Source organism: Rhizobium sp. YTUHZ045, from assembly GCF_051124255.1.
Taxonomy (GTDB): Bacteria; Pseudomonadota; Alphaproteobacteria; order Rhizobiales; family Rhizobiaceae; genus Rhizobium.
Genome location: NZ_CP101433.1, coordinates 683,333 through 707,645, shown reverse-complemented (window position 1 = coordinate 707,645; position 24,313 = coordinate 683,333). Strand labels below are relative to the sequence as shown.

The following is a 24,313-nucleotide window of genomic DNA, read 5'->3' as shown; positions in this document are numbered from 1 at the left end:
ATTAGATAGATGGATCTAACGACGTTCGACCCCTCCACTCGCTTAGCGGCCACGACCACCCTCGAGACGCTGGAAACGCCCTGTCTGGTTCTCGACGCGGAGCGGATGGACCGGAATATCACCCGTCTCCGAAACCGGCTCGATGGCATGGGCGTGTCGCTTCGACCGCATCTGAAAACCGCGAAGTCTATCGACGTGGCCCGGCGGGTCATGAGTGCGCCCGAGGGACCGGCGACGGTTTCCACGCTAAAGGAAGCCGAGAAATTCGCGGCCGATGGGGTTCGCGACATGATCTATGCGGTCGGCATCGCGCCGGCAAAGCTTGCACGTGTCGTTGAGCTGCGCTCCAAGGGCGTCGATCTCGTGGTCGTACTGGATACCCTCGAGCAGGCGCAGGCGGTTGCCGCGGCGTCCCGAGACGCCGGAAAGCGGATCCCAGCCATGATCGAGATCGACTGCGATGGCCATCGCTCGGGTGTGGTGGCCGCCAATCATGCTCAGTTGCTGGAGATCGGAAAGATCCTGGCGGCAGGGGCTGAGCTGCGTGGCGTTCTGACCCATGCTGGGGATAGCTATAAGGGTGGGGGCGTCGCGGAGCAGAAGCGTTATGCGGAAGCGGAGCGCTTGGCCGTTGTTGATGCCGGGCGTCTTCTGCGCGATGCGGGTCTGCCGTGCCCGGTCGTCAGTGTCGGTTCGACGCCAACGGCCCACCACGCGAAGGACCTTACTGGAGTGACCGAAGTCCGCGCCGGCGTGTTCGTGTTCTTCGATCTGGTAATGGCAGGCATCGGCATTTGCCAAGTCGACGACATCGCGCTCAGCGTTCTGGCGACGGTAATCGGCCATCAGCGCGAAAAGGGTTGGATCATCACCGATGGCGGATGGATGTCGCTGTCGCGTGACCGTGGCACCGGCAAGCAGGCCGTCGATCAGGGATACGGCCTCGTCTGCGACCTCGAGGGCAACGCCTATCTCGACATCATTGTTGCCGATGCAAATCAGGAGCATGGAATTATAGCCGTGCGACCCGGGTCGGACGCTCGCCTGCCTGACCTGGCGGTCGGAGACAGGGTGCGGATCCTGCCGAACCATGCTTGCGCAACCGCAGCACAGCACTCAGTCTATCATGTTGTCCGCGGTGGCTCGCATGCAGTTGAGACCTGCTGGCCGCGCTTCGGAGGCTGGTGATGTCGGACGTCGTGACCATCTATACCGACCTCGCGCCCCGCCCTGCGGGTCATTATGTCCAGGCCAAACTGGCGGGCGAGCATCTATATATATCAGGGCAGCTCCCGATTCGGCCGGATGGGGCGCCGCTTCCCGACAATGAGTTCGAGACGCAGGCGGGGCAGGCTATCGAGAATATGCTGACGGTTCTCGAAGCCGCAGGCGGCAGCCCGGACAATCTCGTCAGGGTGACGGCCTACATCGTTGGCGTCAGCAACTGGCCGCGCTTCAACCAGGTTTATGCCGCGCGGCTGGGAGAGGCGCGCCCGGCGCGCACTGTGGTTCCGGTGCCCGAACTGCACTACGGCTATCTCGTCGAGATCGACGCGGTCGCCGTTCTCGCGCGAGACGCTCCGGCGCGGCAGACAGAAAACAGCTCCGACTAATCAATTCAGGTCAGCCACGATGTCACCATTCCTCAAACGCATACAGAGCGATCAAGAGCTTCCAGCGAAGGCCGACGTCGTCGTCATCGGCGGCGGCATTATCGGCGCATCGGCGGCATTTTTTCTCGCAGAGCGGGGGCTCTCCGTTGCCTTGATTGAAAAGGGATATGTCGGGGGTGAGCAGTCAAGCCGAAACTGGGGCTGGTGCCGGCGGCAGAACCGCGATGAGCGCGAACTGCCGCTCTCGGGGGTTTCCATGCAGGCGTGGGACCAATTTGCTGCGAAAATCGACGAAGACGTCGGCTTCCGCCAATGCGGCCTGTTCTATGCAACAGATAACCCGCAGCAGCTGGCGGAATGGGAACAATGGCTTGATCTTGCCCGGCAATTCAACGTCAATACGAAGATGCTGACTGCCCAGGAGGCGCATGACAGAATTCCCGCGCAAGGCCGCCGGTGGCTTGGCGGCGTCCATTCCGTCGATGATGGGAAGGGCGAGCCGGCCATTGCGGCGCCGACGATCGCGAATGGTGCCCGGAAGTTCGGAGCGACGATCCACCAGGAATGCGCTGCGAGAGGCCTCGATATTGTCAATGGTGCAGTTGCGGGCGTCATCACGGAAAAAGGTATCATCAGATCGCAGGCCGTTCTGAACGCCGGCGGTGCGTGGGCCTCCCTGTTCTGTCGCCAGTACGGCGTACAGTTCCCGCAGGCAAGCGTGCGCCAAACCGCAATTCGTACACGCCCTACAACGAGTCTCGGCGAGGCGATTTATACACCGGAGTGCTCGCTGACCCGCAGGCTGGATGGCAGTTACACGCTTGCGATCAGCGGCAGGGCGACCTTGGATATCACGCCGCAAGGCCTCCGCTATGCGCGCTGGTTCATGCCGATGTTTCTGAAGCGACTGAAAGCGGTCCAGATCGGCATTGGGAGATCGATGTTTCACGGACCGGAAGCCTTCGCCCGCTGGAACGAGAATGGGGTTTCGCCGTTCGAGCGAATGCGCGTTCTCGATCCAAGACCGAGCCGCAGGACGATCACGGCTATTCTGAAAGGCGTCACCGAACAGTTCCCGGCGCTAAGGGGCATTGAGATCGCCGACAGCTGGGGCGCCTATGTGGATTGCACACCGGACGCGGTACCCGTCATCTCGGCGTCCGATCATGTGAAAGGGCTTTATTTGGCCGCGGGCGGTTCCGGCCATGGCTTCGGCATTGGCCCGGGCATCGGCCGCCTGGCAGCCGACCTGGTTGCGAACGATAGGCCTTGCGTCGATCCCGCGCCCTTTCGGCTGTCGCGCTTCTTTGACGGTTCCACAGTGAAGGTAGGCGGTCTCTGACCGTGCGGGAAGGCCAGTGCAGGACAGATTTTCCTAGCCGACGCTGTCCAGCGTCTTGCAATATATGCCGACCAGCAGCAGGAACCAGGGGGTTCCGAAGTGCCCCGGGACAGCTGGCCACGCCTGAGGGAGGAGTTTGCGAAAGGCCGTGCTTGTTTCCTTCGAACGATAAGAAGGAGGCGAACGGAGCGCCCCCTCTCATCATAGCAACAGCGCCTGAGCCCTGTTTTCAAGCACGCTTGAGGGCTGGCTCCAGGCCAACGGCGGCGGCTAGCCCACCGATGTCCTTGATCTCGGTGTATTCGTAAAAAGGATTGGCCGGCTCATGGCCGCGGTTGACCCAGACCTTGCTCTTGATGCCCAGGTCATAGGCAGTCATCAGGTCGTAGCGGAAGGATGAGGACACATGAGTGATGTCTTCCGGTCCGCAGCCGAGCTTGTCGAGCATGTATTCGAAGCCCTTCATCAGAGGTTTGTATGCCCCGACTTCTTCTGCCGTGATTACCATATGGACGGGTGCGCCCAGTTTTTCCACGTTCGACATGATCAGGCTTTTCATGGAGTTCGACAAGATGACCAGCGGAATTTCCTTGGCCACTTTGGACAGGCCAGCCGGAACGTCCGGGTGCGGACCCCAGGTTGGCACCTCATCATAAATCCGTTGCGCGTCTTCGGGTTTGAACGGGATACCGATACGTTTGCAACTGCGTTCGATTGAATTGTGAACCACTTCGACGAACGGTTTCCATGGGCCCAGCACCTCGTCAAGGCGATAGCCCCTGAAAGCCTCGATGAAGGCTGACATCGCTTCAGGGGAGAGGCGCTCGCCGTAGACGCGTCGCGCTGCGCCGGCCATGTCGAAATTGGTGAGCGTGCCGTAGCAGTCGAAGGTCACGTACTTCGGTCGAAATTCAGTCATCGCATGTATTCCTTCCAATTTTCATGGCACGGTGTGCCTATCCAAGGTCATGTGGCGGGCATGCCGCCTGTCTAAGAGGTCGCGGTCCCGACGGACCCCCAATGCGGACGCGGCAGGTACCTTTGCGAATCTGGTCAATTTCCTTTGCCTTTTCAGAAACCTGGCCAATCCACTAAAGCGGATCAATCCGACGTGTTCGCTGCATTCCGACCAGTGGGAGCACACTGGCATAACTTTCGGACAATAGCAACTGATTGTCCAACAATTTTTGGACCATCGGCTCTGAAATTTCCCGGCGACGTGTGCGCCTCGCCACTAAAACTGCCATCAGCAGCTACCTATTGCATTGAATAGACAATGCTTTTCTTCTTAGCCAAGCTTGAAGTCATCAAAAAAGCTGAAATTGATCCCATCCGTCATCGAAATAAATTGTTGTACAAAAATTGAAGTATGACATACTGAGGTCATCGAAACTGCCCTTCCGAGGCAGGACGGGAATGAGTTTGAAGATGGGTTACAAGCATCAATGCGGGCCAGCCCGCGTCCCTGAGCTTTCCGAGGCGTGCCATACCGTGGGCACTGCAGAAGCCGAACGAATTGCCGAGCGACTATATGGCACGCGCGGCTCGGCAACGCGCTTTGAAACAGAAAAGGACGACACGTTCCTCCTCGACTGCGCCGCCCAGGGGAAGTTTGTATTGAAGATCGCTCATCCTTCGGAGCGGATCGAGGAACTCGATTTCCAGGTGTCGCTGATGCGTCATCTGGAGCAGCGAGCCCCTGATCTACCAATCCCCCGCACATTTCGCGATGTCGACGGGGCGGAGTTGCCGATTGTCACTACGAGTGGCGGCGAGCGGCGAGTCGTGCGTCTTATTACCTTCCTTGCCGGCACCCCGCTCGACCGGACATCTTGCACAGCTCCACAGCGTGAACGGATCGGCGAAATCCTGGCAAAACTGCGTCATTCCATGGCCGATTTCTCGCACCCCGCCGACGGCCGGACGGTGGCATGGGACGTCATCCATCTGCTCGACCTGACCGATCTGCTGAGTTTCATCCCTGAGGGCGGCAAGCGGGCCTGGACCGTCCGTGCACTCGAGCGGTTTGCCGAAATCAAGCCGAAGCTCGATCTGTGCCGGCGGCAAGTACTCCACAACGACTTCAATACGTCGAACCTGGTCGTCGATCACACCAATCCACAGTTCCTGACCGGCGTCATCGACTTCGGCGATGCGGTTCGTACCGCCATCGCCGTCGATGTCTCTACGGCGTTGATGAACCAGATGCCAAAAACGTTCGACCATGGGAACCGGCGAGACCTGTTCGACGAAGCGCGCGACGTTCTGCGCGGTTATCTCCGCCATGCCGAACTGACGGATGAGGAGCTCCGGCTCATTCCCTTCCTGTCGATGGGACGTCTTGCGGTTCGTGCGCTGCTGACATGCTGGCGCGCAGAGATATTCCCCGAGAATGGCCGCTATATCCTGCGCAATACAGAAGCCGGCTGGGCCCACCTCGAGTGGTTTCACTCAATTTCGACCGCAGAGATTTGCGATCTTCTGGCACGATAGGAACAACAATGTCCAAACCAGCGACTACCCTGCCCAAGGGCTTCCGTGGCGACATGCCAAACGGCTTCAACCCTCAGGACACGTCTCATCTCACAAGTGAAGATCTGGCGCATGTCGCCAGGCGGCAAAGGCTGCTCGGGCCTGCTTATCGGCTCTTCTACAAGTCGCCAGTTGAGATCTGCCGTGCGAAGGGCGTCTTCCTCTATGACAAGCACGGTAACGAATATCTTGATGCCTACAACAACGTGGTTTCGCTGGGTCACTCTCATCCGCGTGTCGTCGAGGCGATCCAGAAGCAGCTCGAGGTACTCTGTACCCACACGCGTTACATGCAGGAGCCGCTGCTGGACTATGCCGAAGCCCTGATCAATACGTTCGGTGGCGAACTCGGCCGGACCGGATGCGCGATGTTCACATGCACGGGCTCGGAAGCCAACGATCTCGCCTTGCGGATTGCACGCTACCACACACGCAAAACCGGCGTCATCGTCACGGCGGAAGCCTATCACGGCAACAGCGGTGCGGTGGCGGCAATCTCGCCGTCGCTCGGCAGGAAGTCGGCTTTGGATCCCTATCTTCGCACGGTTGCCGCGCCGGATTCCTATCGCCTGCCCGTCGAGGAAATCGGCCGGCGGATGGCGGAGGATGTCGCACGGCAGATCGCCGACATGGAGCGACATGGCGGCGGACTAGCGGCCTTCATCGCAGATTCCGTCTTCTCCTCCGATGGTCTCTACGTCGATCCGACGGACGTATTGGCGCCGGTGGCGGAAGTTGTGCGCAAGGCTGGCGGCCTGTTCATTGCCGACGAGGTGCAATCCGGATTCGGGCGGACCGGCACCCATCTTTGGGGCCACAACCGTCACAAAGTCGATCCGGATATCGTCACAATGGGCAAACCCATGGGCAACGGCTATCCCGTTGCCGGCGTGGTGCTGCGGCCCGAACTCGTTGCCGAATTCGGATCCAGCATGCGCTACTTCAATACGTTTGGCGGCAACTCCGTCGCTATCGCCGCAGCAAGAGCCGTGCTCGACACGATTCTCGAGGAAGGCCTGTTGGACAATGCCGTCAAGGTCGGCGGCGAAATTCTCGACGGCCTCCGGAGTCTGCAGAAAAAATACGAATTTGTCGGCGATGTTCGTGGGGCCGGCCTCTATTTCGCCGTTGAACTCATTACGGACAGAGACCGGAAAACACCCGACATGGACCGAGCGCTTGCGGCGGTCAATGCCCTGCGCGACAGGCGCATCCTTATTTCCGCGACGGGAGCGGACGCACATATCCTGAAGATCAGGCCCCCGCTCATCTTCACATCGGCCAACGCGGCGCGTTTGCTCGAAGGCGTCGACGAGGCGCTTCGGTGCGTGCAGATCTAGGAGCCGCCAGCATGCAGCGCAGAGGTACGATGTCATCTCCCTTGCCCTGCGCCGCCGCATGTGGCGTAGGTATACGACATAAACAACGAGCAAAGCCAAAGCCATGCCGTCGCTGCCCGCCAAGAACCGAGCCGAAGATCCAGAGATGAACGTCGAGCCGCCCAGCAGCGCAGTGGAGGTCCTGACTCACGCCTTGCGACGGCGAATCTTGTCAGGGGACTTCCAACCGGGCGAGTTCCTACGCGACGTGAAGATGTGCGAAGAGCATTCGACCTCGCGGCACACATTCCGTACAGCAGCCCAGGTGCTCGTCACGCAAGGTCTGTTGCGTCAGATACCGAACCGGGGCTTTGTGGTGCCCGAATTCGGGCCAGACGATATTGTCGATATCACGCGGGTGCGCGGCGCCATTGAGGGCGAGGCCATACGTCTGATCGTGCTGACCGGCATTATCCCCTCTCAGGCGCTGGAGGCGGTCGATGTCATGCACAGGTCGACGCTGTCCTCCGACAGATCCTTGCTGGTTGCTGCGGACCGCGACTTCCACCGGGCGATCATCGCCTCCAGCGGTAGCCCTCGGCTCAAGCGGACCTACTCGGACCTTGAGGGCGAGATCGAGCTTCTTCTCGCACAGCGGCAGGATTTCTACTCCACCGCTGAAGAAATGGCGGAAGAACACGAGCGGCTCATCAACAGCTTGAGGAGCCGTCACTACGATACGGCGCGGGATGCATTCCAGGAGCATTGGGAAGATCTCCAGATCAAATTGCTCGATCAACGCTGACCAGCGCTCCCTGGGAATGTGACGTTTCGGAAAAGACCGCCTCTCGGGCGGCGCTGAGGATGCCGGCGACGCGGGTTCGACGCCAATCGCATGCCCGGTAACGGTCGCCGGCAGTCAACTTGAGCCACGGATCCCTACTCCCGACGTAGGCGGCTCAGCCACTACCCGGGAGGTTACCGAGGCCGTCTGCGACGCGATCCACTCTTCGATTTTCTAGAGACACGTGGCCGACGATGACTTGGAACGATCACAAAGCAAGGAAGCCATTTCGCCGGCGCCATCCTCATCAGTTGGAATTAGCCAATGAAACTTGATCGGATTGACGTCAAGATACTGAACGCACTGCAGACGAATGGCCGGATGACGAATGTCGAGCTTTCGGAAATGGTCAACCTCTCGCCAAGTCCCTGTTTGTTGCGGGTAAGAAAGCTGGAGGCGATGGGCTATATTCAGGGCTACTCTGCGCAGATCAATATCGCAAAACTGGGTCAGACGCTGACGGTGTTCACCGAAATCACGCTGAAAAACCACCGTCAACGGGACTTCGCGAGATTTATCAGCGCTATCGAGAAGGTCGATCAGGTTATCGAGTGCCATTTGGTTTCGGGAGGCTACGACTATCTCGTAAAATTTGTCACCACCGGAATCGACGAGTACCAGACGATCATTGAACAGCTCCTCGATTTGGAAATCGGCATTGACAAGTACTTCACCTTCGTCGTCCTGAAATCGCCCCTGATCAAAGTGCATTTGCCGCTTGAAAGCATGCTCCAGTGTACCAGACCTCGACAGCCGGCATCTCGTGCCGCTGGAATGATGAGAGACCACAACTGAAGAACAGGCTATGGGTGCCCATCATTTCAAAGCGGCGGAGCCGTGGATGTTACGAGAGCGGGAGCGCCATGCTCAAGGCTAGAAAGGGAAAACGCCAATGCAGATTCAGATCCGGCCAGCCCTCCGAGCGCTGCGGCAATGCTGTGGAGGACAGCCAGCATTGCATCTAAGGAGCCGCCCGTCAGAATGGTCGTACCTGTTGACACGCAGCATAAACGTAAAGGGACGATGAAAAAGCGTTTGCGGCTCTTGTTTCGCGGGAATTCGGATAATCGACCTTGCCGGAATATTCAGTGCATCTTCGTGATCGCCACGCGCGCGGACGCCTTTGCGGCGAGACGCTTTTTGCCTGTGGCAGTCACATCTGTCCAATGTCGCCGCATCGCACTTCGGATTTTCTGTCAGCCAATAGCTTGGCTCGCAAGGCAGAAGATTTGGACGGCCGGTGTTTCTGATCGACCCGCCGCACCGCGAACCATCGCAACGACGCTACCCTCCTTAGGCAGCCCCCAATCCGCAAGCGATGACGAAAGGCCGGTCTGTTCAGGGATATCGACTCTTACAATGCGACCTTCCTTGCCCGAGAGGATGAAGGCAAGCAAGTCCCTCGCCTGTTCCGGGCTTTCCGCAACGACGGGCCCGACGACTTCACCCTTTCCGAACAACCGGGTTGCCGCAAATGCGACGATACGATCACCTTTCCGGATGGCGGCGAAACTCCCCTCATTCGCTAGGACGTTGTATATCGCGTCACGGTCGGCCCCGAATGCCATACGATCGAGCGCTTTGATAGCCGGCAGCGCGCCAGGCCCGATCCACTCAACATTATGAGGAGCACCGACCTGACCGGCAATGCCTTGATGACGGAGGATTTGGTGGGTCGCGATGAATCCGAGTTTTTCATATAGAGGGAAGCCGTCAATCGTCGCCGTCAATCGGCATTCACGCTCACCAGCGAGTTCCAACACGGCGGTGGTCAATTTTCTTCCCACCCCCAGGCCTCGCTGGCTTTCATCGACAATAATCATGTTAATGGCAGAGCAGGTGTCGCCGAAGGGAGTCATGAGGGCGGTACCCACAACCCGGTCGCCGGCGAGCGCAACGCGTCCTTCGCTCAGAGACCGTATCATTTCCCAGTCTTCCCTCCTGTGCGCCCAACCCACTGCACGCGACAGCGCGAGGGCTCCGCCCACATGATGAGCCTCGAAGGGGGCAAGAATGATCGATTCCGTTTGCATGAGTTCATCCATTCGTAGGTCTCCTGCTCACCATTGATAAGAGCGAAGGATCTATGATGCCGCGGCGGAGAAGCGAGACTCCTGGCCGTACCGGACGACACGGATATACAAGCCGAGTAAAGAGCGACGGACAAACCGCCCATCAGGTTCAAATCTCGGCGACCGAAACGGCTTGCCTGCCGCCTCGCCCCGTCCCGCCTGCAGATGCGAAGATGAACGTTATGACGGCATCGTTTGCTCGAATGATCAGGTGACGGTGACGAAAATCTTCCGCACCGTCTCGATCGTCTTCCAGACCCCGACGTAGCCCGGCTTCATCACGAAGCTGTCGCCGGCTCGATAAATGACCGGGTCCTTGTCCTTCTCCGTCAGTTCGATCACACCGTGTATAAGATGGCAAAATTCGAACGTTTCGCCCTTGATGGAGTGCGTTTCACCGGGCGTCGCCTCGAAAACACCGGTATTGACCTTGCCGTCCTTGGCGGTGTCCTGCAGCCACGTCTTGAAAGCGGGGCTGCCCGAAATGAGGCGATCCGGCTCGGCAGTTCTATGCTTCGGCTCGAAGGATGGATCCGGGTCGATGGTTTTCAGTAGGGACATTCATCTCTCCTATTCTTGCTACATATACCTGCGTCATTGTTCCGTCTTCGGAGCCTCCCTGACCTCGGCACCTAATCGTCAACCAGTAACCGGCGGTGCTCGCAACGACCTACCAGGTGACGGCGATGTACTTCGTTTCCAGGTATTCGAGCATGCCGTGATGGCTGCCTTCGCGGCCGAGGCCACTCTGCTTCATGCCGCCGAACGGCGCCGCAGCGTCGGAAACGACACCGCGGTTAATCCCGACCATGCCGCTTTCCAGCCTGCCGGCGACCGCAAGCACACGCTTGAGGTCTCGGCTGAAGATATAGGATACAAGCCCGTATTCGGTGTCGTTGGCCAGATCGACGACCTCGTCCTCGGTATCAAACACAATCACCGGCGCAACCGGACCGAAGATTTCTTCGCGAAGAATCTCGGCGTCCGGAGAGACATTGGCGAGAACGGTTGGCAAATAATAGAAACCCTCGCCGCTCAACCTGCTACCGCCTGTCACCAGCTGGGCTCCCTTGGCTATCGCATCGTCTACCAGGCGCTCCACCTTGACGACCGCGGCATCGGTGATCAGTGGTCCAAGCTGCGTATCTGGTGCCAGCCCCGGCCCGACGTTGAGCGCTGCCATCTCCTCCGCGAAGCGGCGTATGAAGTCAGCAGAAATTCCTTTTTGGACGTAGAAGCGGTTTGCGGCCGTGCAAGCCTCACCGCCGTTGCGCATCTTTGCAACCATTGCGCCGGCGACCGCCGTTTCCAGGTCGGCATCGTCGAATACGATGAAAGGCGCGTTGCCGCCCAATTCCATTGAGCAACTGACGACCTGGTCCGCGGCCTCGCGCAACAGTATCCTGCCAACGCCGGTCGAGCCGGTGAACGACAGCTTCCGGACCCTCTTGTCGTGCAGCATTGCACTAACCACAGGTCCAGCCTTTTTCGTCGGAACTATATTGACCACTCCGGCGGGAACACCTGCCTGCCGCATCAGTTCTCCAATGGCGAGCGCGGTCAGAGGCGTCTCGGCTGCCGGCTTCAGGATGCAAGTGCAGCCTGCAGCCAATGCCGGCGCAATTTTTCGGGTCGCCATCGCTGCCGGGAAATTCCAAGGCGTTACCAATACGGCGATACCAATCGGCTCATGGCTGACGATGATCTGGTTTGCGCCCGAAGGTGCTGATCCAAATTCTCCGGGAGCCCTCACAGCCTCCTCGGCATACCAGCGGAAAAACTCGGCCGCATAGGCGACCTCCGATCTCGCGTCGGGAAGCGCCTTGCCGTTTTCCACCGTGATCAGTTGCGCCAACCACTCTGCTTGTTCGAGAAGGAGGTGAAAACACTTCATCAGGACATCTGCGCGCCGCCGCGGCGACGTTGCCTTCCAGACCGCAGCCGCCTTCTCTGCCGCGTCGACGGCCTCCATTGCATCCGGGATGTCGCCATCACAAACTGTGGCGATGGCTTCCGCAGTCGAAGGATCAATAACATCGAAGGTCCGGCCACCTTTTGCCGAAACCCATTCGCCGCCGATAAACAGTTGCGTGGGAGCTTCGCATGCTACAGCCGCCTGCGAAGGCGCACGGCTTGCTTCAAGTGTCGGAGTTGCTTTCACGTTCACCACCATTCGCTACCAATCAGGATCGTTGTGCGATCAATATAGAATTGGTTTAGCGATTGGTGTCAATATAGATCAAATTGGTCTCGCGGATTATTTTCAATCTTCCGAAATCCCGGTGCCCTGTAATCCGCGACTGCGCCATTTGCACGCGCTTGCGCTGACCGCCGGAAAGCTGATGCGGATTGCGGTGCTCGAAACCTTTTAGCCCAACTTGCGCGAGCCATCTCATCGACCGCTTGCGAGGTTCGGCAGCGCCGACACCCTTGAACATGGGACCGAGCTCCACGAGCTGATCGCGGTCTTCCACGGAAGCAATGCATCCTGCTGGAACAAGTAACCGATGTCGTTCGGGATCCCGCGCACCGGCTGACCATCGATGGAAACGATGCCACTAGCAGATTTCAGGAGGCCGGCGATCGCATTGAGTATGGTGCTCTTGCCGCATACGGTGCGTCCGACGATAGCAACTCGCCATCGGGGACACTGAGATTGACATCCTGGACAGCCACATACGCGCCGAAGGACATGGTGAGTGAGTCGATGGACACCATCGGCTTTGCCTGGCTGGGATTGTACGCCGGGGGTGCGGTTTTCTCCGGCCGCCGAAAGTTACCCGAAAATTGATGAGCGTATGGGCAGTAATCGCTGCCTTAAGCTCTCGTGCCGCCTACTGTCACCTGCTTACCGTCGCCACCGGTGGTGTCTCCCTGCCACCTACGGCATCTCTACCAGACCCCGCCTACAATATCGGCGCTTCTCCAGGTAAATATGGGAAGCGCCCCTGCCTTGGCAGTCTTTCCGCCAGTTCCGACCGCCCATCCGGTCTGCACGCAATCCTGCTCCACGTCAGAGCGGCGCAGTCATTGGGCTATGACGGCGAAAGGGCTGTTTGGTGCGGCAGTGACGCTTGTTATTCTGACGATCAATTGTGGATCGATGACGTCTCTCATGTCCGGCCCTCAGTGATCTCGCGCACCGCTGCGATTGCCTCGTCAACGGCGACACGATTGACGTCGAGATGGGTGACCCAGCGCATTCGCCCACCGGGCCAGAAACTCGCCGCGATGCCGAGTTCACGTAGCGCCTCGGACAGCCGGGCCGCCAGATCGGGCGAGAGCTCGACAAAGACCACGTTTGATTGCGGCGGAGTCACCTTCAGCCCCTCAATCTCCGCAAATGCTTGCGCGAGCACCCGAGCATTGGCGTGGTCCTCGACCAGCCGGTCGACGTGATGGTCAAGCGCGTACAGCCCAGCCGCTGCAATTATCCCTGCCTGCCGCATCCCGCCGCCGAGCATCTTGCGCCACCGGCGCGCACGGGCGATCAATGGGGCATCGCCGACCAGCACTGATCCGAGCGGCGCCCCCAGCCCCTTTGAAAGGCACAGCGACACGCTATCGAAGCCCTCTGCCAGGTACCCGACATCAACGCCGAGCGCCGCAGCCGCGTTGAACAGCCGCGCACCATCGAGATGGGTGGCGAGCTTCCGCTCCCGCGCAAATTCGACGACCTCGGCCAGATGATCGCGCGGCAGGACCCGCCCGGCGAACGTGTTCTCGATGCTGACCAGTCGCGTGATCGCAAAATGCGGATCATCGTCCTTCACCGCGGCGTGAAGCTCCTCGATGGGAATCGTGCCGTCGGCGCGCACCGGCAATGGCTGCGGCTGGACCGAGCCCAGCACCGCAGCGCCTCCGGCTTCCCACAGATAGGTGTGAGCTCCGTTTGCGCAGAGAAATTCCTCGCCGCGCTGGCAATGGCTCATGATCGCAGCGAGATTGGACATGGTGCCGGTTGGCACGAACAGTCCCGCTTCCTTGCCGAGCAGTGCTGCAAGTCGGGCCTCGAGCGCCTTGACCGTCGGGTCGTCGCCAAGGACATCGTCGCCCACCACGGCGGCAGCCATCGCCGCACGCATGCCACGGGTGGGACGAGTGACCGTATCAGAGCGGAAGTCCAGGCGGATAGCATTGGCTTGCATGATCGAGACCTTATCGGTTTGGCTGTATCGGCCATACTAGCGAAAGGATAGGCTCGGACTATCAATATAAACTGACGAATTTTGGTGATATAGGATCACCAATAATGCGATCTTTCGCGTTGAGTCATGGCGCCATATCAATGTGGTGTTGCAACTGCCTTTGACCACCACCTCCGACATCGAACTTTGGCTCGATCTTTCGCGGCCTGTCTCAAGCGGCTGCCGCGCCGTGACGTCACATATGATGCATCGAATTCAAAACATGCGGCAGCCCTCTTCGATGGAGACAGCGTGCGAACCGTTGCCGTCTGTCCTACTCTTCAGATTCGAGGAGCCGCGCTTTCAGGAGAGCGCCCGCCTCGACTGTTCCTCCTTAGTTCGAGACGGAAATTGATATGATTTCAAACATACCGGTGATAGTCTGTCACCAATGAAGCGTTCGGACATTCCATCCCTCGATGACCTGCGTGCCTTTGAGGTCGTTGCGCGCCTTGGTTCCGTGCGTGCGGCTGCGGCTGAGTTGAATTTGACGCACGGTGCTGTCAGCCGGCGCGTTTCGAAACTTTCCGAACACCTAAACATTCGTTTGCTGGAAGTTGATGGGCGTGGCCTAAGGCTGACGGGAGAGGGTTCACGGCTCGCGCAGGCGACGACAGACGCTTTGTCCCTCGTTTCGGCGGCGCTGGAGGATATCCGCAAGGTCGATCTGTCACCGCCGATCGTCGTTTCATGCGAACGATCCGTCGCCATGCGATGGCTGATCCCGCGCCTCTCGGAATTTCAGGATCGCCATCCCGAAATCGACTTTCATCTTTCTGTCGGTGGTGGAGGTTTCGATTTCGCGCGCGACCGTATTACCCTTGCGATCCGCAGGCTTGATTTCGCGATCGATGCGAATTGGCAGGTCGAACGGTTGATCGAGGAGGAAGTCGGTCCCGTCATGCATCCCGCCATGACGGATCGGTTTGCTGCCGGCGGTTATGTCGCGCTTGCTGCAAAGACCCGACCGGATGGATGGCAGAAGTGGTCCACCGCTCATCCGGACGCGCCAAAGCCGCGCTCGACTCGCGTTCTTGACCATCATTTCCTGATGGTGGAGGCCGCAGCCAGCGGTCTTGGTGTGGCCATGTGCCCAAAGATCATTGCCATTGACGATATCCGCAAAGGCCGCCTGACCGCACCATTCGGCTTTCAGCCTGATGGTTCACATTACGGCGTTATTCGTTCGGCACTGGCGAGGAGGACAGCTGGAATCGATCAGTTCGTGTCTTGGCTTCTCGCCACCATCCAAGAAGATTTTCATGCTGCGTCATGAGGTCGACGGCAAAGAGCCAACGACTGTCAACTTTCAAAGAACGTGCCGGCACTTCGTTCTTCTGCGCGCGCAAACGCCAGCGTGGCAATAATGGTATCCTGAACACCGGTGCCCGTAAGATCGGCTATGGTGATGTCTGAGGCACTTCTGCGGCCCGGTCTGGCGCCTGCAACGATCTGACCTAGTTCCGGAAAATCAGCATCGCTTGCGACGAGACCTGCGTCGATGGCATGGCGCAATTCACCCAGTCTTCGCGTTTGTTTGATGCTGTCAGCCACGTAAACATCTGCCGCTTTGATAGCAATGGGGTCAATCTCGTTCTTATGTTCTGCGTCCGAACCCATGGCGGTCAGGTGCTGTCCGGGTTCGAGCCACGTGGCGTCGACAATCGGTCGGTCGGCAGGTGTCGTCGTGACGACCATCTGTGACCCGGCGATCGCGCTTCGCGGATCCTCAAATGCGGAAATGGAAAGATTTTGTCTTGCTCCGAGCTGCTCAACAAGCGCTTGCGCCCGTCGATAATCACGCGCCCAAACGCGGATCTCTCGAATAGGTCTCACCAGCATGAGGGCCTCGAGTTGCAGCCTGGCCTGAACGCCCGCCCCGAAGACCGTTGCAATCGACGCGTCCTTCCGTGCCAGATGGTTTGCCGCGACAGCGCCGGCGGCCGCTGTGCGAACGTCGGTGAGATAGCCATTGTCCAGCAAGAGCGCCTGCACCAAGCCCGTTTTGCTCGACAGCAAGACCATCAGACCGTTAGTGCTCGGAAGTCCGATCTTCGGATTATCGAAGAAACCAGGGCTGACCTTAATGGCAAAGCTGCTCAAACCATGAATATAAGCCGTCTTCACATCGACTTCGCCTCTGCTGTCGGGCACGTCGAGGCGCAAAATCGGCGGCATCTGAACCGCGTTTTCCACGGCCAGTGCGCGGAAGGCGTTTTCAACGCAAGTCACCGCATCCATGTCGAGCGGAACGATGGTTCGAAGCTCTGACTCGGTCAATATTCTTATTTTCGGCATCAGCTTCCCTCACCAATTGTGTCGAGGCCGTTGGCCACCTTCATGTGCAACGCCATGTCGATGTTCCCACCTGAAAGAATGGCAACGATCGAGCATTCAACCTGCGCCAGTTTACCTGAGAGCAGCGCAGCAATGCCGACTGCGCCCGCCCCCTCGATTATCTCATGCTCATACGCATGGGCGTGACGTATGCCGGCGGCTATCTCGCGCTCGCTGACGAGCACCACGTCGTCGAGAAGGGTTTTGCACATCGGGTACGTCCAGGCATTGGCCAATCCGATGCCGCCTCCGAGCGAGTCGGCGAAACTTCGATGCTCTTCGACCTGGATCGGGTGCCCCGCATCGATGCTAGCCTTCATCGCCGCTCCCCTTTCCATAGTTATACCGACTACCTTGGCATCCGGGCGCACCGCCTTGACCGCCGACGCGACACCTGCTGCCAAACCGCCGCCGGACAGGGGAACGAGAACCGCGGCGACGTCAGGCATCGCCTCGACGATTTCAAGTCCGACGGTGCCTTGGCCGGCGATGATCCAGGGGTGATCAAAGGGCGGGATCATGCTGAGGCCCTCCTCCGCGACGAGACGATCAACCTCGACCTGCGCTTCATCTTGGGATGACCCGACGATCCGTACGCGAGCGCCGAGCCGGCGGATTTCGGACACCTTGTTTTCCGGCACGAGATGCGACATGCAAATGGTCGCTCGGGAGCCAATCGCGCCGGCGGCATACGAGAGCGCGCGTCCGTGATTGCCAGTGGAAGCCGCAACAACGCCTCTATCCCGCTCGGATTGGGTGAGCTGCAACACGGCATTGGTGGCTCCACGAAGCTTGAAGCTTCCGGTCAACTGGCGATGCTCCAGCTTCAGGCTGACTTGCGTCCCGGCCAGTTCGGACAGTGTCGCCGACATGACGACAGGCGTGATGCGGATGTGCTTGCTGATGCGCTCGCGCGCCTGCTCGATCGTTTCCAGACTAATCATGTCTGTTCACCTTAGCTCCGGCCTCTGCCAGTTGTTGCCTGCTGAGCGTAGCGCCAACGCAGGGACTTGATTGCAAGCGGACGGCACGAACTTTTTCGGTCCCTTGGCGGACTTGCACAAACAAGTATGACATCTGAACCTCAGCCCTTCAGGCGTCTGAGGAGCATCTTCCTGTCGTGCCGCGCATACATCGAGTAAACGATAGGAATGAACCAGGGTTTGCCGTTGAAGAATGGGACGGCCCTCGGAGCGGCATCGAAATCGAACGCAGAGCGCGATTGTTCCCCGTCACCGAGGATCTTGAACGCCGCCTTCTTGCCCAGCCATCTGGCCCATACGACACCGGAGCCGCAATAGCCGGTCGCATAGACTGTATTTCCGCGGGTGAACATGCGCGGGATCATGTCGCGGTTCATGGCCACAAAGCCGAACCAGCTGTGTGTAAGACCTATTCCTGCAAGTTCGGGAAAGAGCCGAGCAAGTTCGCTTTGCAGATGTGCAATCGGAGCAGCGGAGTCCCCTTCAGTCGTCCCGTCGCGTCCGCCGAACAAGATCCGAGATCCATCGTGCGACGGCCGATAATAGTAGCTGAGCTTACGCAGGTCGCCATACATCATGCGTGGCGGCATCAGCCGATCCATCACCTCCCTGTCGAGCGGCTCGGTTGCAATTATCCTGCTACGGACAGGAACAAGCCGGCGACGCAGCCACGGGTCGAAACCGTCGGTGTAGCCATCAGTGCAGACAAGAAGTTTTCTGGCGAAAACCTCTCCGCGCCGCGTTTGAATTCGCACGCCTCCGGCCTCGCTAGTCGATCCAATGACTGCGGTATTTTCATGTATTACTGCCGTCGACGAACTTACCAGATGGACCATGGCCGCAAGAAGCTTGGCCGGCTGCAGCCCACCGATATCTTTGCGCACAAGGCCGCCGACATAAAGGTCAGTTCCGATGAACTTCGGAACATCGGCCCTTTCCACCGGATATGCCTCGATGCCGAGATTCTGATGGAGAAAGTCTGCCCGACGACGGAGTTCGTCGGCTTGATCAACCGTCATGGCCCCGCTGAAGGCGCCAGACAGCGAGAAGTCACATTCGATATTCTCGTCTCTGAGGAAGCGCCAGAGATCCTCTCGCGCCGCCTTACCTTCCAGGAGAATGGCTTGCGCCCTCTCCTGCCCGAACCGCCTAACCAAATCCTTCCGCCCCGGGCGGATGCTTCCGCTGGCCATGCCCCCATTGCGGCCCGATGCCGCAACGCCAAGAGCCTGACGGTCGAACAGCTGGACATGCTTGCCGGCACGGGCAAGTTCGAGCGCTGCCGACAAACCCGTGTACCCTCCCCCAACGACCGCCACGTCGCATGTCTTCTCGACGTTCCGCGCTGGCAGGGAAGGAAATGTGCTGTCCTCCCACCAGTAGGGCGTGGATTTAATGGGATGCGCTTGAGCCTGGGCCATGAGAGCTTACGTTCCGGAAAGTTGATTTGAAGTGATTATGGCTTAGTCTCGGCAGACCCAAAGCTTGCGCGTCGTTTCGATCACCCTCCAGGTTCCGACGAAACCCGGATGCATGGCGAAGGCGTCGCCGGCAACGATGCGTCGCGGCTCACAGCCATCCTCAATCAGTTCGGACACACCCGACAGAATGACACAGAATTCGAAAGTTTCGCCCTTGATCGAGCGGTAGGCGCCGGGCGTCGCTTCCCAGACGCCGGAGCGAACGACGCCATCGGCGGTCTGCGCGATGTCCCAGGAGAGAAACTGCGGACTTCCCTCGACCAGCCTTTCAGGCGCGGGCTGGCCTTTACGCGGTTCAGGCAGGTTGCCGTAATCGACGAAAGTGAGTTTGGACATTGGAAGACCTTTCTTGGATCTGTTTATCGGACAAACGACAGGCGCCGTTCGAGGAGTTTTAAACCCGTCAGAACGACGATGTTGATGGTGAGATAGAACGCTGCGGTGACGATGAAGATGTCCATGATCGCGAAAGTCTCGCTCATGAGCCGCTTCGCATATCCGGTGATTTCCAGAACGGTGATCGTGGATGCGAGGCTGGATTCCTTCACGATGATCGCCGCCTCGCTGCTATAAGCGGGAAGTGCCAGGCGTACGGCAAGCGGGAACTTCACCCTCTTGAAGACGTGCCACGGGTGCATGCCACAGGCTTCTGCCGCTTCAATAAGTCCTTTCGGCAGGGAGAGGAAAGCCGTGCGGAAAATCTCCGCCGTGTAGGCACCGGTGTTGAGCACCACGGCAAGGATTGCAGCGTTCAGCCCATCTCCGATCATCCACCACAGAATGGGGTTCTGACGAATAAAGCTCACCTGGGCCAAGCCGTAATAGATGACGAAGACCTGCACCAGCATTGGCGTGCCGCGGAAGATCGCGCAGTAGGCGTCGCACACGCGGCGCAATGCCCGGCTCCTGGAGCAGCGCGCGAGCCCGACGGCGACACCAAAGGGAAGCCCGATACCGACGCCGAATACGGCGATCAGCAACGTCGTCTTGGCACCTATGACAAGGAACGGAATGGCATATGCAATTATTCCGAGATCCATATCAGCGTCCTCGGAAGCCGCGGTCGAGCGCACGTTCTGCGGTCGAAAACGCGGTTTGGCTGACTGCGGTCATGCAGAAGAAGAGTGCTGCAGCGATGCAGTAGAAAAGCAGCGGGGATCGCGTGATTCCTGCACCGATGGCAGCCGTCCTCATCAATTCCTGTAAGCCGACGACCGAGACGAGCGAAGTATCCTTGATCGTCATCTGCCAGACGTTGTTGATCCCGCCAAGCGCCAGCCGCAGTGCCAGTGGGAACGTGATGCGCATAAAGGTTACCCCTCTTGGCAAGGCGAGCGACTGAGCGGCTTCCAGCAGACCGTACGGCACCGCCTGAAGCGCACCCCGGATGACTTCGATCGAATAGGCGCACGAGATGACGGCAATCGCGATCACCCCGACGATGTAGGGGTATGCGTCATCAGCCGAGTCCTGGTAGCCGAACGCAGCCGTAATCTCCTTCACCCACTCGATCGACCCGAAAAACAGGAGATAGATGACCAGCAAGCCCGGGACGCCGCGAACAAGAACGCTGTACCCGTCGACAAGTTGCGAGACAAACACGACCTTCCGCCAGCGCATGATGGCCAAGGGGGTCGCAACCAGAAAACCGAGTGCCATTCCGGTCAAACCGATGACGATCGTGACGACACTTCCTTTCAGCAGAGCCAGCGCCCAACTTTGCTCCACCATCAACACCCAGAGGTCACCCAACATGGAAACAATCCCCGTGACCTGCCTTGGTATTTGCCAAGGCAGGCTTCATGTTCGAAACGATCACTTCTTGCAGGGAATCGTGTAGTCGTCCTGGAACCAATGCATCGAGGCTTCCTTGACCTTGCCATCGTTGATCATCTTGCAAAGGGCGGCATCGACCTTGGTCTTGAGTTCGGTATTGCCCTTGCGCATGCCGACTCCCATGCCATGGCCAAGAACGTCTGGGTCATCCATGGCCATGATCTTCAGGTCGATCCTGGTGAAGTTGGCGCCGTCAGGCGTTGCGAAAAAATCCATCCATGTCGGCGAATCCGCGAAGGCGGCGTCGATACGGCCGCTCGCGAGATCGGCGGTCAGCTGCGTGACGGCGTCGTATGTCTTAAGATCGGCGCCGTGCATCCGCTTCTCCATGAACCTGGCGTAGGTCGTCCCGGTGACGACGCCGACACTCTTGCCCTGGAGGGCCTTTTCGATTTCGGCGAGGCTCTTGAGGCCTGCAAGCGGGGAGTCCTTGGCGACAGCGAAATAGAGCGGTGTTGTCGCATAGGGGATGGAGTAGTCGATCTTCTTCTGACGTTCGGCGGTGATACCAAGGCCGGAAATGATGACGTCAAAGCGATCTTTATCCATGGAAGGCACCAGCGAGCTGAATGTCTGCACGACGAATTCGCACTTCAGTTTCAGCTCGGCGCAGATGCCGTTGGCGATATCGGCGTCGAACCCGGTTACCTTGCCGCTCGGATCGGCCATGCTGAACTTCGGCGCATCACCCTCCGTCCCGATGCGCAGGACGCCGTCCTTTGCCGACGCGCCCGTCGCCAGTGCGCAGACGAGAAGGCCGGTTGCGAATGCTGACTTGATGAGATTGCTGTTGATCATGATTTGTTACCCCTTTTGGTTTTCGTTGTAGCGCGCTTTCAGGCGTTGGCCGCCATCACTGTCGATAGAAACCGTTTCACCCCTTCCGTTGCCGGATTTCGAAACAGTTCCTTCGGCTCGTCATCCTGCTCAAGGCGGCCGTTTTGCAGGAATATCATCCGGTTCGACACATCGCGTGCGAACCGCATTTCATGCGTGACGAGGAGGATCGTAGCCCCCGCTTCCGCCAGCGCCCTTATGACTTTCAGCACTTCACCCACGAGCTCGGGGTCCAGTGCGGATGTCGGCTCATCGCAGAGCATCAGTTTCGGTCTCATCGCCAGAACACGTGCGATCGCGACGCGTTGTTGCTGCCCGCCGGAAAGCTGTTGCGGGTAGCGGTCGCGGAAACTCGCCATGCCGACTTTCGACAAGGCCGACAGCGCAACCTCTTCGGCGTCTTTCTTCCCGAGTTTCAGCACCCAAACGAGTGCCTCGGTCACGTTTGACAGGACGCTCAGGTGCGGCCAGAGATTGAAATTCTGGAACACCATGCCGATCTGTCTGCGAAGGTTCCTGATATCGCGAGCGTTGACAATCTGGCTTCCGCCGCGCTCCTTATTGACGACGGAGACGGACTGGCCCATGCACTCGATCCGACCCGATGTCGGCATCTCCAAAAAATTGATGCAGCGCAGTGCGGTGCTCTTTCCACACCCGGAGGACCCGATCAGAGAAATGACCTCACCTTCTCTCATATCGAAGCTGATACCATCCAGCACCTTCGTCGATCCAAACGTCTTGGTGAGTTCGTGAACCTTTAGAATTGCGTTCATGCGCAAAGTCTCAGACGATCGTCCATTCGTTATCCCGCCACCAATCCTTGAGCGTCCAGCTCCCGCAGCACCTCGTCGACGGCAGCCCTTGCGATCGCAACCATTTCGTCGATTTCCGCTTCCGTCATCACAAGTGGCGGTGCAAAGCCCAGAATGTCTCCGTGTGGCATTGCGCGCGCGATGAGGTTGCGATTTCGAGCGGCTTGCGAGATGCGCGCGCCGACCTTCAGCCCCGGATCGAACGAAGCCCGGCTACCACGATCGGAAACGAACTCGATGGCTGCCAGCATGCCGACGCCACGAACTTCCCCGACGATCGGGTTCTGCTCGAACTCTGCCTTCAGCCGTTGCAAAAGATAAGCGCCTTTCGTCGCGGACTGTCGGGCCAGATTTTCGCGCTCGACGATATCAAGCACTGCGTTCGCCGCCGCGGCGCCGATCGGATGACCGGAATAGGTGTAGCCGTGTGAGAAGGAGCCCACGCGCGGCGTCGCCTCCTCCATGACCTCGTAGACTTTCTGCGAAACGATGGCCGCCGACAACGGCACATAGGCTGACGTCAAGCCCTTGGCGACGGTGACCAGATCGGGATCCATACCGTAGAGATCCGAGCCGAACATGGCACCGGTGCGGCCAAACCCGCAGACCACCTCGTCGGCAATCAGCAGCACGTCGTACTTCTTCAGCACGGCCTGGATTTTCGGCCAGTATCCTGCCGGTGGCGGTATAATGCCTCCCGTTCCAAGGACCGGCTCCGCTATGAAGGCGCCGACAGTCTCCGGCCCTTCTGCGAGAATAAGCGCTTCCAATTCATCAGCGCGGCGCTGTGAAAAGGCTTCTTCGGTCTCGCCAGGCATCGCACCGCGATAGAAATGCGGCACGCCGGTACGCAGAATCCCCGAAACCGGGAGATCCATATGATCGTGGTAAAAGCTCAAGCCTGTCATGGAACCGGCAACCACAGAACATCCATGATAGCCACGCTCACGCGAGATGATCTTCTTCTTTTGCGCTTTCCCGCGAAGATTGTTGTAATACCAGACGATCTTCGCCTGCGTCTCGTTCGCGTCCGAACCGGACAGTCCGTAGAAGACCTTGGACATGTTGCCTGGCGCCATTCGCACCAGCCGATCCGAAAGTCGCGCGAGCTCCTCGGTCGTGTGTGCGGCGTAGGAATGGTAATAGGCGAGCTTGTAGGCCTGGCGGGCGATCGCTTCGGCGACTTCGGTGCGGCCGTAACCGACATTCACGCAATAGAGGCCCGCAAAGCCGTCCAGATATTCCCGTCCGGATGCGTCGCGGATACGAACGCCTTTTCCCGTCTCGACGATGGTAGGATCGGTCTCGCCGGCGGAGTAATTCTTAAGATACGTGAACGGATGCAGAACCGTTCTGCGGTCCATGTCAGCTATTTCAGCAATGTCGGTCATTCTCAATTCCTCATGCAGCGAGGTCATCATCGGGCTGAACTTTTCCGCCGCCTCTGTCTTGTCCATGAAGGGTAGGAGCACTGAGACGATGAATTCCGGCGCAGTTGTTGCTTGAACGAGGAATTCCTGCTTTTAATGGCCATTGAACGATGAAATCCTGCGGAGTTTCCAATGCGGCTCGACCGCCTAGATGCTCGTCTTCTCAGCATTGTGCAGAATCATAACAGGCATAGCAGCGAGGAACTCGGTGCGATGGTCGGTCTTTCCGCCACCGCGGTGCAGCGCCGTCTCAGGCGGCTGCGTGAGGCGGGAGTCATTGAGGCGGAGATTGCGGTTGTGAAACCCAGATCTGTCGGCCGGCCGATCGCAATGCTTGTACTGGTCACGCTCGAGCGCGAAAGAGCCGACATCGTAGACCGGTTCAAGCAATCGATCCGGCAGACGCCGGAAGTGATGAACGGCTACTATGTAACGGGAGATGCGGATTTCGTCCTGATTGTCACTGCCGAGAGCATGGAGGACTACGAGGTCTTCACCCGCAAGTTCTTCTATGAAAATCCCGACATCAAGGGCTTCAAGACAATGGTGGTGATGGACCGCGTCAAGACAGGCTTTTCAGTTCCGATCGATTTTGATCACTTCTCCTGAGATTGCCGCCGACAGCCAATCAGACATGCCCTCTTTGCGCAAAGATACACACTTCGATGAAGTGCATGGCCATGTC

Annotated in this window: 23 protein-coding genes and 1 pseudogene; 9 read left to right on the top strand and 15 right to left on the bottom strand. The window is 58.8% G+C overall.

From position 1 onward, the window contains the following. Positions 1-9 precede the first annotated feature (9 nt). From NMA58_RS25575 to NMA58_RS25565, 3 genes are read left to right on the top strand one after another with little or no spacing between them, the layout of a single operon-like run. Positions 10-1,188 (top strand): DSD1 family PLP-dependent enzyme, encoded by a 1,179-nt coding sequence (locus NMA58_RS25575; protein ID WP_434713676.1) that lies wholly within the window; start codon positions 10-12, stop codon positions 1,186-1,188. Then, positions 1,188-1,613, top strand: coding sequence for a RidA family protein (locus NMA58_RS25570; protein WP_434713675.1), 426 nt, complete (start codon positions 1,188-1,190; stop codon positions 1,611-1,613). The genes NMA58_RS25575 and NMA58_RS25570 overlap by 1 nt, the downstream gene beginning before the upstream one ends. Before the next feature lie 19 nt (positions 1,614-1,632). Beyond that, positions 1,633-2,955: an NAD(P)/FAD-dependent oxidoreductase gene (locus NMA58_RS25565; RefSeq protein WP_434713673.1), complete on the top strand. Its 1,323-nt coding sequence runs from the start codon at positions 1,633-1,635 to the stop codon at positions 2,953-2,955. Between the two features lie 229 nt (positions 2,956-3,184). Here NMA58_RS25565 and NMA58_RS25560 read toward each other — a convergent pair whose 3' ends face one another. Further along, the gene (locus NMA58_RS25560; RefSeq protein WP_097601009.1) at positions 3,185-3,874 is read right to left on the bottom strand and encodes a haloacid dehalogenase type II; all 690 of its coding nucleotides are present in this window, start codon (positions 3,872-3,874) and stop codon (positions 3,185-3,187) included. A 497-nt stretch (positions 3,875-4,371) separates the two neighbouring features. On the opposite strand from NMA58_RS25560, the gene NMA58_RS25555 reads away from it, so the two are divergent. From NMA58_RS25555 to NMA58_RS25540, 4 genes are all read left to right on the top strand, one after another. Continuing rightward, positions 4,372-5,448 (top strand): phosphotransferase, encoded by a 1,077-nt coding sequence (locus NMA58_RS25555; RefSeq protein WP_434713672.1) that lies wholly within the window; start codon positions 4,372-4,374, stop codon positions 5,446-5,448. A gap of 8 nt (positions 5,449-5,456) precedes the next feature. Continuing rightward, the gene (locus tag NMA58_RS25550) at positions 5,457-6,827 is read left to right on the top strand and encodes an aspartate aminotransferase family protein (protein WP_434713670.1); all 1,371 of its coding nucleotides are present in this window, start codon (positions 5,457-5,459) and stop codon (positions 6,825-6,827) included. A 103-nt stretch (positions 6,828-6,930) separates the two neighbouring features. After that, complete coding sequence (locus NMA58_RS25545) at positions 6,931-7,611, top strand: GntR family transcriptional regulator (RefSeq protein WP_097601011.1); 681 nt, start codon at positions 6,931-6,933, stop codon at positions 7,609-7,611. Positions 7,612-7,914: 303 nt separating this feature from the next. Further along, positions 7,915-8,445 (top strand): Lrp/AsnC family transcriptional regulator, encoded by a 531-nt coding sequence (locus NMA58_RS25540; protein ID WP_097601012.1) that lies wholly within the window; start codon positions 7,915-7,917, stop codon positions 8,443-8,445. A gap of 401 nt (positions 8,446-8,846) precedes the next feature. On the opposite strand, the gene NMA58_RS25535 is transcribed toward NMA58_RS25540, so the two are convergent. The 5 genes and pseudogenes from NMA58_RS25535 to ltaE form a co-directional block, all read right to left on the bottom strand. Further along, positions 8,847-9,695, bottom strand: coding sequence for a GNAT family N-acetyltransferase (locus NMA58_RS25535; RefSeq protein WP_183704797.1), 849 nt, complete (start codon positions 9,693-9,695; stop codon positions 8,847-8,849). Between the two features lie 234 nt (positions 9,696-9,929). Beyond that, entirely contained in the window at positions 9,930-10,283 is a 354-nt protein-coding gene (locus NMA58_RS25530; RefSeq protein ID WP_183704798.1) for a cupin domain-containing protein, read from the bottom strand. Between the two features lie 109 nt (positions 10,284-10,392). Beyond that, positions 10,393-11,895, bottom strand: a complete 1,503-nt coding sequence (locus NMA58_RS25525) for an NAD-dependent succinate-semialdehyde dehydrogenase (protein ID WP_434713668.1) — start codon at positions 11,893-11,895, stop codon at positions 10,393-10,395. 112 nt (positions 11,896-12,007) lie between these two features. Further along, a pseudogene (locus tag NMA58_RS25520) lies at positions 12,008-12,440 on the bottom strand (ATP-binding cassette domain-containing protein); the annotation flags it as partial. Positions 12,441-12,835: 395 nt separating this feature from the next. Continuing rightward, complete coding sequence (gene ltaE, locus NMA58_RS25515; protein WP_434713667.1) at positions 12,836-13,870, bottom strand: low-specificity L-threonine aldolase; 1,035 nt, start codon at positions 13,868-13,870, stop codon at positions 12,836-12,838. Positions 13,871-14,300: 430 nt separating this feature from the next. Between ltaE and NMA58_RS25510 the strand changes: the two genes are divergently transcribed. Beyond that, the gene (locus NMA58_RS25510; protein ID WP_176536375.1) at positions 14,301-15,185 is read left to right on the top strand and encodes a LysR substrate-binding domain-containing protein; all 885 of its coding nucleotides are present in this window, start codon (positions 14,301-14,303) and stop codon (positions 15,183-15,185) included. 26 nt (positions 15,186-15,211) lie between these two features. On the opposite strand, the gene NMA58_RS25505 is transcribed toward NMA58_RS25510, so the two are convergent. From NMA58_RS25505 to NMA58_RS25465, 9 genes are all read right to left on the bottom strand, one after another. Continuing rightward, positions 15,212-16,207, bottom strand: coding sequence for a cyclodeaminase (locus NMA58_RS25505; protein WP_434713666.1), 996 nt, complete (start codon positions 16,205-16,207; stop codon positions 15,212-15,214). Continuing rightward, positions 16,207-17,190, bottom strand: a complete 984-nt coding sequence (eutB, locus tag NMA58_RS25500) for a hydroxyectoine utilization dehydratase EutB (RefSeq protein ID WP_434713665.1) — start codon at positions 17,188-17,190, stop codon at positions 16,207-16,209. Before eutB ends, NMA58_RS25505 begins: the two co-directional genes overlap by 1 nt. A gap of 140 nt (positions 17,191-17,330) precedes the next feature. After that, positions 17,331-18,650, bottom strand: coding sequence for an NAD(P)/FAD-dependent oxidoreductase (locus NMA58_RS25495; protein WP_434713664.1), 1,320 nt, complete (start codon positions 18,648-18,650; stop codon positions 17,331-17,333). Positions 18,651-18,692: 42 nt separating this feature from the next. Further along, entirely contained in the window at positions 18,693-19,046 is a 354-nt protein-coding gene (locus tag NMA58_RS25490) for a cupin domain-containing protein (RefSeq protein WP_434713663.1), read from the bottom strand. 23 nt (positions 19,047-19,069) lie between these two features. After that, positions 19,070-19,750 (bottom strand): ABC transporter permease, encoded by a 681-nt coding sequence (locus tag NMA58_RS25485; protein WP_434714399.1) that lies wholly within the window; start codon positions 19,748-19,750, stop codon positions 19,070-19,072. A gap of 1 nt (position 19,751) precedes the next feature. Next, a complete protein-coding gene (locus NMA58_RS25480) occupies positions 19,752-20,465 on the bottom strand; it encodes an ABC transporter permease subunit (RefSeq protein WP_434713661.1) in 714 nt (237 codons plus the stop codon). Positions 20,466-20,525: 60 nt separating this feature from the next. After that, entirely contained in the window at positions 20,526-21,344 is an 819-nt protein-coding gene (locus NMA58_RS25475; protein ID WP_183704806.1) for a transporter substrate-binding domain-containing protein, read from the bottom strand. A 38-nt stretch (positions 21,345-21,382) separates the two neighbouring features. After that, entirely contained in the window at positions 21,383-22,159 is a 777-nt protein-coding gene (locus NMA58_RS25470; protein ID WP_434714397.1) for an amino acid ABC transporter ATP-binding protein, read from the bottom strand. 29 nt (positions 22,160-22,188) lie between these two features. Further along, complete coding sequence (locus tag NMA58_RS25465) at positions 22,189-23,589, bottom strand: aspartate aminotransferase family protein (protein ID WP_434713660.1); 1,401 nt, start codon at positions 23,587-23,589, stop codon at positions 22,189-22,191. 171 nt (positions 23,590-23,760) lie between these two features. Between NMA58_RS25465 and NMA58_RS25460 the strand changes: the two genes are divergently transcribed. Next, positions 23,761-24,237 carry an Lrp/AsnC family transcriptional regulator gene (locus NMA58_RS25460; RefSeq protein ID WP_434713659.1) on the top strand — a complete coding sequence of 159 codons (477 nt, stop codon included), beginning with the start codon at positions 23,761-23,763 and terminating at the stop codon, positions 24,235-24,237. The last annotated feature ends 76 nt before the right edge of the window (positions 24,238-24,313 follow it).